We start from the raw sequence: 14,083 nt of genomic DNA, 5'->3' as shown, positions 1-14,083 counted from the left end.
TGCTTCATGACCAAATCCTCGAAGATTTGGTCCGGTTTGGCTAGGAATTACCAAATGAAATACAGCACGCTGTCCGGCGAAGGTGGCTTCAGCACCGACATCTGGTCTTCCTTTTTCTGAGGGGACGTCGCTTGCGCTGCGGCATCTGCGGTGCGCTCCGCCGGGGCATCACAGCCGACGACCACGACCGCAATGGCAGCAACGAGCAGGGGGGAAAGGATGTTCATGCGCTTCGACTTCATGTCCGTGACTCCTTGGCAAGGCCTTCTGTTGAAGGATCGAACCCGTCAGTGGCGGATGGGCGTGTTTTCCGGTCGACCACCGCCTTCCCAACGTCCCGACTCGATCGCTTTGGGGCAGACGGCCTTGTACTGGGCGAAGGACAGCGTGTCGTCCTGGGTCCAATCCTTGCCGTACGGGTTCGGCGGACGACAATAAGGCATCAGCATGAAAGCGCCGGTGAAAGGCGGCATGGGCTTCCAGCATGGCATCGGATTCTTCCTGACATCCTGGCCCTGCGTGCAGAACACGAACGGATCGTCCATACGGTAGTAAAGCGGCTGGTAGTAGCCGCTGGTGGACTGCGCGCTAAGATCGAACAACACCAGCAGGCTCAGCGGAATGATGAACTTGAAGCTTCGTTTCATGGCTACGTTCCTCGTAGTGCATGGGCAATCATGATTTACCAAACCGTTCCGCGATCAACGTGCGATGTCCATCTGCACGGGCTTGTGTTCGACGTTCGGCATGAGGGATGCACGCTCCTGTGCCGTCAGCTCCCTTTGATGCGACTCCATACGTGGCGCTGGTTCGGCAAGTCGCTGTCGATGGCTCTCGAGTTGGTTCTGCCACGCCTGTCCGTACGGCGAGGCCCGCAGGTCCTGCAGGGCGATGCGCAGACCATCCGGGTCGTTGGCCCTCGCGCTGGAGAGCAGGCGATCCACCTCGTCTGCGGGAGAGCGCATCTCGGACTTGAGTGGCGGGTGGAACGGTCCGGCGAGCTCCATGCCGTCCACCCTCTTCTCGTTGCTGCCATCGCGCGCGCGCAGTGGCAGCGAAGGTGCCCCATGCCGGCAGGAGCGACGCCATGCGCACGCGCTCGTCACGCGCATCGGGCTCGCCTGCCGGGACCGCACCACGCAACGCATCGAACCCATCGCGCATCGCCCCGTGGGGGCCGCGTGCCGTGATAGTGATGGCGCCGCGCATTCCCTCCACATCGTCGCGATACTTGCCGATCATCGGCGCATATTCACGGGCCAGTGCTCGCGTCCGCAAATCTCCCAGCACTGAGCGGTCCGGGCGCTGCTCACCATCCACGTTCAGAAAACGGTGCATATCGTGCGAACCGAACCCCCTGATGCCGGCGACCAGGCTCGCACGCGGATCCAGAAGTCGCGCGCCGTTGTTGGCGTAGCCCGCGCCCGCCAGCATGCCGATCTCGTCGGGCTGCGCGTAGATGCGCACTTTTCCGTAATGCAGACTGGCGGAGCTGACAGTGTCCGCCGCCATCACATGGTTCACAACGCGATCGCCACCTTCCGGGATCCGTCGATCCAGGCTGACCGCACCATAGGCGTTGAACGTCTCGCCGCGCAGATCGTAGTAGTGGGCACTGACCTGCGCCAACGTACCGCCCAGCGAATGGCCGGTGACGGTGACTTCGGGCGCACGCTTTCCCGGCAACTGTCCTTGCTTCTCGGCGTAGTCGCGCGCCCATCTTGTGAGAGCGACTGCGTCGTCCGCCTGGAGATTGGCCCGAGTCAACACCATCGCGCCATCCGTCTTGATCAAATCGTCCCAGCGCTGCCTCTCGAACTCGGTGCCCCTGTGCGCGACGACGATGTCGCCGCTGCCGAGGTGCTGGTAGACCGTGCCCTGGTAGCCCGTTCTCGTATTGTCGACGAAGTGGAGAATCTTGTACCTCACACCCTCAAGCTCAATCTCCTTATTCACGAGATCGCGCATCTGGCCGTCGCGATCGTAGCTGTGCTCGACCAGGTTCGCGTACTGCTGGGATGCGAGCGTCATTTGGTCAACTCCTCGGTTTCCATGCTGATGCTGAAGAACTCAGCGCGGCTCCCTTCAGGAATGGCATCTACGTCGCTCTCACCGAGGTCAGGGAAGGCGTCAAAGTTTTCGACGCGGGGATAACGCGCTTTCCAGAAGTAGGTTCGCTTTCCCTCCCCCTGCTCAACCTGTTCGCGATCCAGGCTAGCGATGAATCGAGTTTCCTGCTCTTCGCCCGTTGCACGCAGCTGCACCTGCACCTGGATCAGTTCCCAGCGGCAGATGCCCCTACCGTGGTAGTGCTCATCGACCATTCCATCGATGTAGAAGACGCCGGTGTACTCGGCATCAGACACCCGCTCCAGCTGGAACGGGATGTCATTCGTGGGTATCGGCGAAAGGTGTACGCCAGGATTGGCGTTCGGCGGCGGCAGGCATTCCGGCGTCACGACATCATGCTGCGTCGCACTGACCGTCACCTTGAGCGGACCCGGCGCATCATGGATGTGCATGCGCAACCGGTACGCCTGCACCGGGTTGGGGTTCTCCTTGTATTGGGGTCGCTGTTTAGTGTCCACAGCATCACTGCACGCAGTTATGGAGAACAGAGCGATTCCAAGAAGTATCGGTGACCATGGGGACCTGCTTCCAGAAATGATATGTGCACTCATCTATCCGTCCAAAATTCCTTTGATCACTCACACACTAGCCACTGGGGTCCATTTCACCTCCTCCACCATCACCTGCCGAGAGGCTATTCACAAGTATCGGATTCGAGCAAATCGAAGAAATGAATTTTTAGGCATGTCCCTGAGCAAGCACTACCGTGCTCAGACTTGCGCACAAAGATGGAAGCAAGATCATGGCCTTCATTTCCAGAGCTTTACCGAGCGTTGCGAATTGATCGATTCCATGAATTCTTACTTCTGCAGAATCGGTTCTGCACAGTTCGAATAGATGATGCGGCACTCGTGGCCGCCATTCCCCTCCCGGCAACGCGGTAACACCAGACGAGTCGCCTCCTCTATCGTCGGCGCATCCTGATAGTGTCCGACCATCATCTGCAGCAACTCATTAGGCTCCGCAATCACGGCACAGGTGTTCCTGTACGAGAACACCGCCTTGCAGCCTCTCCCACCCATCGACTCGCACTTCCTTACAGCCGCCTTTTGAGCCGCTCGACGCGAAGATTCACCCGTCGATGTTCCTACCTTTGACGACAGACCATCTTCTGCCATCGCCCCCCATGTCTGTATCCAGCGCGCACGAGGAGGTGGCGGACGCGACGTCGCACCAGTGCCGGTAGGGAGGCACTGCGAACTTCCGGGCGTAACACCCTGTGGGCAAGCCATCTGGGCTTTGGCTGGTACGGCAGCGAGCGACCCCAGGAGCAAGAACAAGGAAAGAAGGCGCAGCAAGCGATCGCTCATTGACCCGATCATCCGTATGTCCTCACAAAACGACTGCAACATAAGATCAATGCGTCAGTTGATTAGCACGGGTTCCGAGCAGGCGGAATACACGACCGAGCACTCGCCACCGCCACGTGATCTTGAACATGCAGGAATTGCCAAGCTTGTCGCCTCACCGATGGTTGCCGCACTCTGGACTATCGCACCACCGCCAGTAGGCTTGCCGGACTCCGACGCCCATGCCACCACTGCGCACTGATTCTCGTATGCGATCGCCAATACACATTCCGGACCGCCGAGTCTCTTGCACTTGTCTATCGCTTCCCGGCGCGCCTCTCTCTTTGAGAAGCGACCTACAGATGTGCCGACCTCTCCCGTCTTGCTACTCATCGCAATAGCGCCCCAAGTAAGCTTCCATCTTGGCTGCGGAACGCGAGTCTGTGCTTGCTGTAAACCACCCGTCGGCAGGCACTGAGAGCTGCCAGGCGTGACGCCCTGCGGACAGGCCATCTGCGCCCACGCCGGTAAGACCATGATGGTGAACGCGAATATGCTGACAAGCAGTTGCGATACGGTACGCAGTTGGGAATGAGAGAAGCGGATCGTAGCCATGCCGATTTACCTTAGGCGACGCGGGGGCCGGAAGTGGGAGTACTTATCGGGCTATGCGTTTGCGTTGCTGCATTGACCATGGGGGCGGGTGCAGGCACATACCCACCGCCGGGACCAGTCGGCTGCATCGCCTGCCCCTGCCCAAACGCGTTGTACGCCATGAACTGACCAACCGTTCCCTGGAAGAACGCGGCGGCCATTGGCGGCACGGTTACCAGGAACAGCGTCATCAGCAGTCCCAGGCCGCCCTGCTGCATGGCCATGCTGCTGACGCCCTGGGGCGAGGCGCTGGCGGCGAGCATGGTCAGGTACTGGGCGGCGTACGACACCGCTACCGCACCCAGCAGCTTCGAGATCATAGAGACCGTGAAGCTCAGCACCGCCAAGGAGAACATCGTGCCGATGCCGTACCAGACCCACTTCTGAAACATGCCCTTGGTCTGCTCGAAGCCCAGGCACAGGATGAAGAACGGCCCCAGTCCGACGAACAGCGCCATGGCCATCTTGTACATCAGCAGGATCGCGCCCCCCATCAGCGAGGGCCCGGCCACCCCGACGCCGGTGAACCACATGGTTCGCGTCTTTGCGGCCTGCAGTGTTTCGTCGAAGCTGGTGTAGAGGGCATCGATGGCCACCATCGCGGCTTCCATCGCCTGCAGGTTGTCGTCGATGGAATCCTCGGGGCCCTCCTCCTCACCGGTCACCATCTGATTGATAGTGGTCGGCATGTCATCGGTGAGCAGGCGGTGGATGTCGCTGCTGCCCAGCGAGAACGTTGTGGCTACGGTGATGATAAGCACCCACTTCAGCGACTTCACCACCAGTTCCATCATGAACTGCCGGGACTGGCCGGTAACTATGCGATAACCCTGCAGCAATACCCATAGCGTCAGCAGGACGAACGCGATGCCGCCGATCCACTCGGCCATCGCGCCGAGCAGGTTGTCGCGGAAGATGTTGATCTCCTCGTCCACCCAGTCGAAGACGAGCCGAAAGAACGCCCAACGCTCGACAGCGCCGATCGCCGCCTCCATGCCGCGCAGCAGCAGGGCGAATCCGTTATCCAGTGAGGGCAGGTTTGCCATGTTCATTCCTTCGTGCCGCCGCGACCCATCCTGTGTCGCGGCGCTAGTTCGGACCCAGGATCAGTTGCGCCGCCTGGACTGTGCGATTTCGAGGGCCGCTTTCAGCGTGGCGATACCCACCGCCCCGCCGATGACACCCGTCAGTCCACCGCCGCCGCCTTCACCCTTGCCCTCCAGTGCCTGCTGGGCAAGCGTCTTGCTGGCCTCCTGCAGATAGCCGATGCGGGCCACGTAAGCATCCATGTACGTCTGTTGCTGCTGGCGGTCGATCTCCATCTGCGACATCAACAGCAGGATGCGGTTGGTATTGTCCTGGAGCTTGCCGACTTCATGGCTCTGTATGCTGCCACGCTGGCGCTTCAGCTCATCCAGGTAGCGCTGGCGCTGCGTGGTGACTTCGTACATCTTCAACGAGTAGTTGTACTTCGCCAGTTCAGTATTCACGATCTCGCGGCACAGTTGGTACTGCTGCTGCGCGATACCACTGCTGGCCTGTTTGCAGCGATTGTCGGCGTTCATGTTGACCCCGCTCTTGGTCGGCTGCGCGTGCTGCAGCTTCTCCTCGGGTTCTGGCGCCGCCTTGCTGTCTTCGTTGCTTCCATTGAACGACTCGAAGACCTGCTGCTGGTACAGCTCGCGCAGGTTGCCGTTGACGGTGCCATTGCCATTGCCGTTAGCACTGGTGGTGCCAAGACGGGTATTGACGTCCTGGAGCTTCGTATTGGCGGCGTTGTCGATGACCCGCCATTGCGCCTGCGCGTCTCCGAAGGCACCAAGACCCAGCACGAGCAGGGCCATGGCTGCGTGACGGGGCGTGATGGCGGGCGTTGTCAGCATGTACATGCGGGAGTCCTCTCTGCTTCAGCGCTGGAGACCGGGTTGGATGGCACGCGTTGCCTGCGGGCCGGTGGAACGGTCTTTGGGATTGGACGATGATGCGCCAGGGCCATCGCGCCGGCTGCGCGAGCCCCTGCGCTCTTCTTGGAAGCGCGGCAGCCATTGCTCGGGCAGCAGGTCGGCCTTGTCGATGCCGAGGTGCTGCGCCTCGTCGTCGACGATCCTGTGCATGATCTCTATGTTGTCGGTACTGGCGGAGATCACCGCCAGTGCGTCATCCATGCCGCGCAGGTTGAGCTGGCACACCGTCGAGGCGTGGCCCTGCTTGACCAGGAAGCAGCGCGACCGTTCGTCGAGGCTCTTGATCACCTGGAACTCGGCGTCGGTCAGCTTCAGGCCGTCGATGTAGTCCTCGCGTGCCGCGTTCGGATTCGGCAGCAGGATCAGCGTCGCCGTCTGTTCGATCAGCGCCGCCGAGATGTCGCTGGCCAGCGCATCCTCGGGGCTCTGCGTGGCGAAGATGCCCAGCCCGTTCTGCTTGCGGATGGTCTTCTGCTTGTTCTTGGCGAAATCCTTCAGCGCACCGCCGCCATCGAGAATCTTCCAGAACTCGTCCATCACGTAGACCAGCGGCCGGCCATCGATCAGTTCTTCCAGCCGATGCAGAAGGTAGTTGATCACCGGCACGCGGATCTCTGCGTTCTCGATGACATCGGTGTAGTCGAAACCGATGATGCTGGCACGGCTCAGATCGATGGTATCGACCGGGTTGTCGAACACCCAGCCCAATGCGTTGCCGGCCGTCCATTTGCGCAGGCGCGCATACAGGCCGTCATCGCCCATGTTGGGCAGGCTCTTCTGGAAGTTGGTCATCGACCGCAGATGAAGCGGCATGTCGAGCATGGCCTCGACGGCCCGGAAGACGTCCTCGTCTTCACGCGCGGTGTAGTGGGTCTTTCCCGCCAGCACTTTGACCAGGCCCGCGAGGAACTGCACATTGCCGTCGGTACGTTCGCACTGGAAGGGATTGAAGCCGGTGGGCTGTCCGTTCTCCAGCGCCAGGTAGTTGCCGCCGCAGGCACGCACGAAGATCTCCGCGCCACGATCCTTGTCGAAGAAGAAGATGGTGGGCACCGGATCGAACTTCTGCACCTGGCTGAGCAGGAAGTTGATCAGCGCCGTCTTGCCGGTGCCTGACTTGCCGATGACCATGGTGTTGGCGATCGCCTTCTCACCCAGCGAATTCTCGGCCGGATGCGTCGCATGGAAGTTGAAGTAGTACGGCTGCCCGTTGGTGGTCTGCAGCACGGTGACACTTTCTCCCCATGGATTGTTGTCGCGCTTACCGGTGGCGAAGTTGTGCAGCGGCGACAGGCCGAGGAAGTTCAGCGAGCTGACGTTGGCCAGGCGTGTGCGGTAACGCCAGTTGCCGGGCAGTTGGGAATAGAAGGACGAGCAGACGGCAAGATCCTCCTTCGTCGAGACGAAGCCCGCATTGGAGAGCTCAGCCCGCGCGACCGCCAGGTTGTGCGACAGACGCTGCTGGTCTTCCGCATACAGCGTCAGGATGAAGTGGTACTCACCCAGGACGAAGTTGCCGGACGCCACCTGGTCCATGGCGTTGTCCATCTCCATGATCTGGCTGACGGCCTTGTCGCCGGACGAGATCATCATGCCCTTGGTGCGGTCCAGGACCTTCAGGGCGTCCTGGCGCCCCATCGGACTGAACGAATGGGTGATGACGTACTCGAAATCCAGGTATTTCAGCCCGTTGAGGATCCCGGGCCACGTGCCGTCGGTGTATTCCTTGATGTTCAGAATCGCGCCGAAGTGGTTCTGTCCGTCTGGCGTGCTGACCACGAAGTCGCCGGTCTTCGACGAGAACATGTGGCGGCTCACCGCGAGATAGTCGTACAGAGGCGCGTTCAGCACCGGCACCGGCTCCGAGATGCGGTTGAGCAAGAAGCCGAAGAACTCCAGCGTCTCGGAAAAGACGCCACCGGCATCCGACTCGTACATGCCCAGCCGGACAGGCGCATAGTCCTTGAGCACCGCCTCGACGTTGCCCGCCAGTTCCAGCAGTTTGCCTGCCGCCTGCTCCTGCTCGGCCTGCAATCGCGGGACGTTGGTCGACTTCTCGACGAACTTCTTCCCCATCACGATCGGGCGATAGATCATCGTCAGATACAGCTCGTTCTGCATGATCTTCTGTGCGGACAGCGTTTCGAAATAGTGGTCCGACAACGCCTGGTTGAAGGTCTGTGCGTAACGCGCACCGGAGCGGATGCTCCCACGGCGCCGCAGGTCGTGCACCCAGAACGCGACGTTGACGAAGTCAGGTGCCCGCAGCGTCTGCAGCATGCGGTTGAACGTGTTGTGGCGATGCTCCAGCTCCCATTCCTCGCGCCCGACGAACGGCAAGCCATCCAGCCGCCAGGTCAGCAGGAAGTCGCCACCGGTTGTCTTGACCACGTGCGGCGACACGTGGGCGGACAGGGGGATGAACTCGGCGATGGACAGGTCGGGCGCGAGCATGAGGTCAATCCGGGAGCGAGTCGTCGAAGCGCTTGCGATACGCGTTGGGCGTGAACACCCACATGCCTTCGTGATGGCGCAGGTTCCGGACCTTGGTCCGGAACTGCCATCGCAGCCCGAGCAGCCGGAAGATCATCTCGTCGCGGCGCGCCATCTGCCGCATGACGAAGATGACCACCGGCAGCAGGGCCAGGAAGAACATGTTGAAGTAGAACGTGAGCAACAGGCAGGCGCCCGCGCCGATGGTGAAGGGCACGTAAGGCACGCCCATGAACATCGGCGGACGGGTGCACCCCCTGAAGAGCACGTTCTTATGCATGCTGGACCAGCATTTGGCCGATCAGCATCGCGGACGCGGTGGGGTCGTCCGGGATCAGCATTTTCGCGATCTGGGCCGCGGCACCGATCAGGAAGCCACCGATCAGCACAGGCGCGACATCGCCGACACGCTTGTGGTTGAACGCAATCTGATAGCCCGCGAAGATCACCGCAATGGTGACGATGGCGATCGATGCGACGTTAAGTAGGCTGTTGATATTGGTGAAGAACGTGGTCACGCTGGTCTTGGCACCTGAGCCATCCTGTGCGAATGCCAGTTCCGGAAACGCGAGTACAGCGACGGCAAGAGCTGCGACGGTCAGGGCAGTGAAGATCTGCTTTGCCTGGATCATGTGCGTGTGGTTCATGGTGTACCCCAAGTGGTGATGGTGACGATGGGTGGCACTTTCGCGTGCCGCTATGCCATCCGTGGCGGGTTCTGCTAGAAGACGAAAGCGTCATCCCTCCCGGATGTCTGCACGGCCGACGGCGCCTGCGGCACCGCGGCGGTGTTCTGGTAATAGGCTTGTACGGTGACGGGAGCCTCGTTCGACGCCTGGGCGATGACCGGCGCCGACGCCGCTATGGTTGGGGGCGGCATCGCACGTGCCTGCTCTGTCGTCGGCACCACGGCAGGCGAAGGTGCGCCGGGCGTCGCGTGACGGGGAACGGCGTGCGCGATTGCCGCAGCCTCGATACGGCGAGCGACGAGGGATGACGCCGTACTTGCCGCCGCTGCACGCGGGATCGCTCGCTGCGGCTTGGCAACGCTACGTCGGTCGATGACCGGGATCGCCCCCGCGGTATCGCTTCCCACCTGCCGCTGCCAGGAGGCGAACACCTTCTGGACGTAGCCGTGCCGGTAGCCGGTAGTGAAATTGCCCGAGTAGTAGCAGCTAAAGGCCTTGCCCCAGTCGCTGCCCGACCGCGAATAGCACTCGGCGAGGATGCGCGAGCCAGCCTGAAGGTTGGGACAGACATCGAAGGCTTTCTCGTAGCTGTCCAGCCCCTGCTTCGCCAAGTTGTAGCGGTTGACCTGTGCCAGCCCCAGCGAGAAGTTGTAGCCGCGATCCTCCAGCATGCGCGCGGTCGACAGCGCTTCTGGAAGATTGCGTGGCTGCCGTGCCAGACGTCCTCCCACCACGCCGATCGCATAGGGATTGAACGAGGACTCGACCTTCACGACGTGCTCCATCACCGTCGGCGGCACCGCCAGTCCCGTGCAGCCCATGAGTTCCATGCCCGGCAGCATCAGCAGATCCTCCCGCGATCAGACGATGCGTGATGGCCTTGCGACGGTTTCTTGAAGTTCATTCGCGTTTCTCCACGTCAGGACGCCAGGCACGGGCAGGGTCGAAGTCGATGCCGGTGATGTAACGCCGACCGGCATGGGCCTTGATATGCACCACGATGTCGATGGTCATCTTCAGCAGGCACTTGATCACCTCGAACTCAAGACCCGCTCCCTCCGAGGATGCCTTCACCATCAGCGCGAGCTGATCCCAGGTCTGCGCGGTGCTGCCCGCATGGCAACTGGTAATGGAGCCCGGGTGGCCCGACGCGCAGTTGCGGATGAAGTAGAACGATTCGTCGCCGCGCAGCTCGGCCAGGATGATCCGGTCCGGCTTCATGCGCAGGCAGGCTTCCATGCAGTTCTTCGCAGTGACGTTGCTAGCGCTTTGCCCGCCTTTCGAGTACAGCAGATGGACGACATTGGGCTGGCGGATGAACAGCTCACGCGCGTCCTCGATCGTCACCAGGCGCTCCTGGTCGGGGATGTGGTTGACCAGCGACTTCATGAAGGTGGTCTTGCCGCTGCCCGTCGCGCCGGCCACCACGATGTTCTTGTGGTATTGCACCGCCTTGCGGAAGAACTCGGCGTAGTTGCGGCTGCGGCGCAGCTCCAGCAATTCCTGATCGTGCTCGCCGAGCACCTGCTGCTGCTCGAGGATCTCGTCGAAGAAGCCGTCCTGTTCGTACTGCTCCAGCGACTTGCTGAATTTCGCCGGCAGACGGATCGTGATCGACACCTTGCCGGTATCGCAGGCCGGCGGTATCACGAACTGGGCACGCTGTCCGGTCGGGAATGTCAGCGAGACCATCGGATCGATGTCGGTGATGCGCTGGCCGGTGTTGCTTTCGTTGACGACGGAAGTGCAGAACTGGCGCGCGCGCTCGAAGGTCAGCGTCGGCACGTCTGCCTTGAGCCAGCCTTCCCGGGCCGTCTCAAGATACAGCTCACCCGGACGGTTGATGCAGATCTCGGTCACGTCCGAGGAATGCATGTGATCGCCGATGCCGAGCACCTGGTACTGGTAGTCCAGGAACTCGTTGGAGACGCGCGCGAGGGGCTCGTTCTGCGTGTCCATGTGAGGGGCTCAGCGCATCACCGCAGAGAAGTCGACGTCGCGGGCGACATAGACGTTGACGATGGTGCCCTGGTTGATGGTCACCGTTGGCGGCCGCGCCATGTTGCGATCCAGCGCCATGTTGGCCAGGCGCTCCATGGTCCTGGCGGTATTGCTCTCGTACGGGTTCTGGACGATGGCGCCGTTGACGATCGAAGTCTCTTGCGGGCCGTGCTTGGCGCCGGCGTACTTGAAGGCGTCGCTCAGCATGCTGATCAGCAGTGCGGACGAGATGCGCTGCGCCCAGTGCGCGGAGTAATGGCCTGGGTTGCCGGCAGCACCCAGCATGTCGGTGCCCGGGCTGCGCATGTTGACGTCCATGCCGGTCGGCGTGGTGATGCGGTCCCAGACGATGGCGGCGCGCTCGCCGATGATGGCGTCCGAGTTGTAGCTGCCCATGACCTTCGAACCACGCGGCAGCAGCAGTCGCTTGCCGTTGACCGAATAGACCGGCTCGGTCACCACGCAGGAGGTGTAGCCCGGCACGTCGGTGATGACGCGCGACTCCAGCACGCAACGGATGTAAGTGCCGCGCAACAGCAGGGTATTCGGGTTGTAGAGCGGCTTTGCGCTGGTCACGCCGTCGGGTGGCTCGCGCGGTGCGGCCGGCGCCTGCCCCTGCCCCATCAACGCGGCGTACTGGGCCATGCCGGCATCCTGCATGCCGGCGCCCGCGGCAGAGTCCGGATTTCCGCCCTCACCGAACGTGGTGGCCATGTCGAGCATGCGCCGGTCACGCAGCGAAGGCGCCTGCTGACCCGGCATGCCGGACGGCATGGCCATCATCGACGCCGTGGATGGCGTGTCGTCGACCATCGGCAGCGGCGGCAGGTCGGGTTCAACCGGTACGGGTGGCGCCTCCGGCGGAAGTTCCGGCAGATCGCGCGGTGCGGCGGGGATGACGACTTGCTCGCCCGGCGCCTTCGCAGGCACGTTGCCCTGCTTCGACGAGAGTCCGCCGCTGAAGATCCAGAACACCACCAGCAGCATCAGCGCGATGATGCCCGCCAGGAAGAACAGGGCCTTCCGGTTGAGCCGCTGCACATCAGCCGACCGCAGGTAGGGCGCATTGGCGTCCAGATCCGGATCGGCAGCCGGTGCCGCACGCTGGTACGGATTCTGCGGAGCGACCCGCTCGGGGCCTGCCTCGGGGTGATCATGGGGCGTCTGGTTCGTCATTCCGGACTCCTGCGCAGGCCCACCACGTTGTCGCCATGGCGGATGACCAAGTAGGGGTAGGTGCCGTGCACGACGATGGTGTCGTCCTGCACCGTCGAGTTGACGACGAACTCATCGCCACCCTCGCTGTCGCGCGCGAACACGACCGGGAAGTTGCCGCTCGGGAAGCGCGTGCGATCCCCCATGCGGATATAGGTGAAGCGGCGATCGTCGTAGACGGTCGTCGGCACAAGCCACGTCGGCCCACGCTTCCGCTGTGCATATTCATAACTGAAGTGGTAAGCGCGGCCCGGCTCGACCCCGGTGTTCAGTTCGGCATCGGGTTCCTGCGGCCTGGTGGCCTGGCCTGCGAAGCTGGTGTCGCCGGGATAGACGAACGTGATGCGGTACTGCACACCCGCCGCACGCGCCTGGTCGAGTACCCGCCAGTCGGTGGCGACGACCTTCAGCTCGAAGATGTACGAATGCGCGGCAGTACGTACCAGCAGATTGGTGTCGACATCGACGTTCTTCGGCTTCAGGTAAAAGACGTTGCCGCGACGGCTGATATCCCAGCCACCGCTGAAGCCGGTACTGAAGTCCAGAATCTCCTCATGTGGCGACAATTCGATCTGGGTGGTGATGCCCAGCCCGGTGCGGACCGGGTAGACCTTGTCAGCCGCATACGTGTACTGCTCTATCACCTGCGCGCTAGCAGGTAGCGTCGCGAAGAGCATGCCGACGGCGACCACATGCAGCAGGACGTCCTTCAACCTCATCGTTGGGGCACTCCGGTTCCAGTCTCGGTCTCCGACTGCTCCGCGGGCTGCGGCGCCGTCGATACATCGCTCTCGGTCGGCACGGTCGCCGGACCCGTCGCGGTCGCTCCAGCGGGATTGACACCCGTTACGGGCGTCGCCGCAGCAGGCGCGGTACCGCCGGCTACCGGCGGTGGCGTCGGGAACTCTCGCTCCGGCAGCGCAGCGGAAGCGAAGTCGTCATCCACGCGGTAGTTGGTCACGCGGAATCCCAGCGGATTCAGCAGCCGGTCCTCCTCGTTCAAGCGCAGGTCGGGGTTGTAGGTGAACTCCATCGTGGCGATCTTGCTGTCCAGCGGCTGGGAGCTGCCCCGCCCCTTTTCGTAGACGCTGCGCTGGAATCGCACGGTCGCTCCCGTCGGGCGACGACCTTCTCCCCCGCCTATCAGCACGATGCTCAGGATGCGCGTGCGGACCGCACGCGCGCCGCCGTAAAGACGGAAAGGCCGGGCCTGGTTGCTTTCCGCGTGCAGCGCGGTGTACGCAGGCGCCACGGCAGGCCCCGCCATCGACAGCGTCGTGCGCCAGTTGCGCTGGCCGACCAGGCCCGAGTCGTAGGACTCGCGCGCTAGCACGAACTGCGCGACGTTGCTCTTGTTGATCGCTTCCTCGGTGGTGACGTCGCGATCCTGGAAGTTGCCCGACAGCCGCGCCACGCTGGCGGTGCCGGTGTAGGGGTCGGCGATGACGAGGTAGGGCACTTTTTCCTTCAGCGGCAGGAACAGGAAATACCCGCCCGCCAGGATCAGCGACATCACGATGGCGCACCACGCGACCAGCCAAGCGCGTCGTTCGCTCTTGCGCGCGCGCTCGGCCAGCGTCAGCTCGAAGCTTACGCCCTGCGCCACGGCGCGATCGATGTCAGGGGAAGACGTCTTCTTCTTGAACAT

Annotated in this window: 14 protein-coding genes; all 14 read right to left on the bottom strand. The window is 62.3% G+C overall.

From position 1 onward, the window contains the following. Positions 1–47 precede the first annotated feature (47 nt). The 14 genes from V7060_RS11305 to V7060_RS11240 all read right to left on the bottom strand — a co-directional run bounded on the left by V7060_RS11305 (position 48) and on the right by V7060_RS11240 (position 14,083). Positions 48–242, bottom strand: a complete 195-nt coding sequence (locus V7060_RS11305) for a hypothetical protein (protein WP_334179332.1) — start codon at positions 240–242, stop codon at positions 48–50. A 45-nt stretch (positions 243–287) separates the two neighbouring features. Then, positions 288–647 (bottom strand): hypothetical protein, encoded by a 360-nt coding sequence (locus V7060_RS11300; RefSeq protein WP_334179331.1) that lies wholly within the window; start codon positions 645–647, stop codon positions 288–290. A 28-nt stretch (positions 648–675) separates the two neighbouring features. After that, a complete protein-coding gene (locus tag V7060_RS11295) occupies positions 676–2,031 on the bottom strand; it encodes a hypothetical protein (RefSeq protein WP_334179330.1) in 1,356 nt (451 codons plus the stop codon). Beyond that, positions 2,028–2,588 (bottom strand): hypothetical protein, encoded by a 561-nt coding sequence (locus V7060_RS11290; protein WP_334179329.1) that lies wholly within the window; start codon positions 2,586–2,588, stop codon positions 2,028–2,030. The genes V7060_RS11295 and V7060_RS11290 overlap by 4 nt, the downstream gene beginning before the upstream one ends. A 1,457-nt stretch (positions 2,589–4,045) precedes the next feature. Beyond that, positions 4,046–5,119, bottom strand: coding sequence for a type IV secretion system protein (locus V7060_RS11285; RefSeq protein ID WP_334179328.1), 1,074 nt, complete (start codon positions 5,117–5,119; stop codon positions 4,046–4,048). A 60-nt stretch (positions 5,120–5,179) separates the two neighbouring features. Further along, positions 5,180–5,962 (bottom strand): hypothetical protein, encoded by a 783-nt coding sequence (locus V7060_RS11280; protein ID WP_334179327.1) that lies wholly within the window; start codon positions 5,960–5,962, stop codon positions 5,180–5,182. A gap of 18 nt (positions 5,963–5,980) precedes the next feature. Continuing rightward, positions 5,981–8,491, bottom strand: a complete 2,511-nt coding sequence (locus V7060_RS11275) for a VirB4 family type IV secretion/conjugal transfer ATPase (protein WP_334179326.1) — start codon at positions 8,489–8,491, stop codon at positions 5,981–5,983. A gap of 4 nt (positions 8,492–8,495) precedes the next feature. Then, positions 8,496–8,810, bottom strand: coding sequence for a VirB3 family type IV secretion system protein (locus V7060_RS11270; protein ID WP_334179325.1), 315 nt, complete (start codon positions 8,808–8,810; stop codon positions 8,496–8,498). Next, positions 8,803–9,177 carry a TrbC/VirB2 family protein gene (locus V7060_RS11265; RefSeq protein WP_334179324.1) on the bottom strand — a complete coding sequence of 125 codons (375 nt, stop codon included), beginning with the start codon at positions 9,175–9,177 and terminating at the stop codon, positions 8,803–8,805. Before V7060_RS11265 ends, V7060_RS11270 begins: the two co-directional genes overlap by 8 nt. A 74-nt stretch (positions 9,178–9,251) precedes the next feature. After that, entirely contained in the window at positions 9,252–10,061 is an 810-nt protein-coding gene (locus V7060_RS11260) for a transglycosylase SLT domain-containing protein (RefSeq protein WP_334179323.1), read from the bottom strand. A 58-nt stretch (positions 10,062–10,119) separates the two neighbouring features. Then, on the bottom strand, positions 10,120–11,178 hold the full coding sequence (gene virB11 / locus V7060_RS11255; protein ID WP_334179322.1) for a P-type DNA transfer ATPase VirB11: 1,059 nt from the start codon (positions 11,176–11,178) through the stop codon (positions 10,120–10,122). A gap of 9 nt (positions 11,179–11,187) precedes the next feature. Continuing rightward, complete coding sequence (locus V7060_RS11250) at positions 11,188–12,396, bottom strand: TrbI/VirB10 family protein (protein WP_334179321.1); 1,209 nt, start codon at positions 12,394–12,396, stop codon at positions 11,188–11,190. Then, positions 12,393–13,154 carry a TrbG/VirB9 family P-type conjugative transfer protein gene (locus V7060_RS11245; protein WP_334179320.1) on the bottom strand — a complete coding sequence of 254 codons (762 nt, stop codon included), beginning with the start codon at positions 13,152–13,154 and terminating at the stop codon, positions 12,393–12,395. Before V7060_RS11245 ends, V7060_RS11250 begins: the two co-directional genes overlap by 4 nt. Beyond that, a complete protein-coding gene (locus V7060_RS11240; RefSeq protein WP_334179319.1) occupies positions 13,151–14,083 on the bottom strand; it encodes a type IV secretion system protein in 933 nt (310 codons plus the stop codon). Before V7060_RS11240 ends, V7060_RS11245 begins: the two co-directional genes overlap by 4 nt.

Source organism: Pseudoxanthomonas sp. (genome assembly GCF_036845285.1).
Lineage (GTDB): Bacteria > Pseudomonadota > Gammaproteobacteria > Xanthomonadales > Xanthomonadaceae > Pseudoxanthomonas_A.
The sequence above is the reverse complement of the archived record's forward strand: the minus strand, read 5'-3'. Positions and strand labels throughout refer to the sequence as shown.

What these genes read in the sequence shown, in the direction of transcription:
- V7060_RS11300 (WP_334179331.1), bottom strand. Translation starts at nt 647, where the DNA reads ATGAAACGAAGCTTCAAGTTCATCATTCCGCTGAGCCTGCTGGTGTTG.
- virB11 (WP_334179322.1), bottom strand. Translation starts at nt 11,178, where the DNA reads ATGGACACGCAGAACGAGCCCCTCGCGCGCGTCTCCAACGAGTTCCTG.
- V7060_RS11245 (WP_334179320.1), bottom strand. Translation starts at nt 13,154, where the DNA reads ATGAGGTTGAAGGACGTCCTGCTGCATGTGGTCGCCGTCGGCATGCTC.
- V7060_RS11275 (WP_334179326.1), bottom strand. Translation starts at nt 8,491, where the DNA reads ATGCTCGCGCCCGACCTGTCCATCGCCGAGTTCATCCCCCTGTCCGCC.
- V7060_RS11240 (WP_334179319.1), bottom strand. Translation starts at nt 14,083, where the DNA reads ATGTTCAAGAAGAAGACGTCTTCCCCTGACATCGATCGCGCCGTGGCG.
- V7060_RS11295 (WP_334179330.1), bottom strand. Translation starts at nt 2,031, where the DNA reads ATGACGCTCGCATCCCAGCAGTACGCGAACCTGGTCGAGCACAGCTAC.
- V7060_RS11270 (WP_334179325.1), bottom strand. Translation starts at nt 8,810, where the DNA reads ATGCATAAGAACGTGCTCTTCAGGGGGTGCACCCGTCCGCCGATGTTC.
- V7060_RS11285 (WP_334179328.1), bottom strand. Translation starts at nt 5,119, where the DNA reads ATGGCAAACCTGCCCTCACTGGATAACGGATTCGCCCTGCTGCTGCGC.
- V7060_RS11260 (WP_334179323.1), bottom strand. Translation starts at nt 10,061, where the DNA reads ATGCTGCCGGGCATGGAACTCATGGGCTGCACGGGACTGGCGGTGCCG.
- V7060_RS11250 (WP_334179321.1), bottom strand. Translation starts at nt 12,396, where the DNA reads ATGACGAACCAGACGCCCCATGATCACCCCGAGGCAGGCCCCGAGCGG.
- V7060_RS11280 (WP_334179327.1), bottom strand. Translation starts at nt 5,962, where the DNA reads ATGTACATGCTGACAACGCCCGCCATCACGCCCCGTCACGCAGCCATG.
- V7060_RS11305 (WP_334179332.1), bottom strand. Translation starts at nt 242, where the DNA reads ATGAAGTCGAAGCGCATGAACATCCTTTCCCCCCTGCTCGTTGCTGCC.
- V7060_RS11265 (WP_334179324.1), bottom strand. Translation starts at nt 9,177, where the DNA reads ATGAACCACACGCACATGATCCAGGCAAAGCAGATCTTCACTGCCCTG.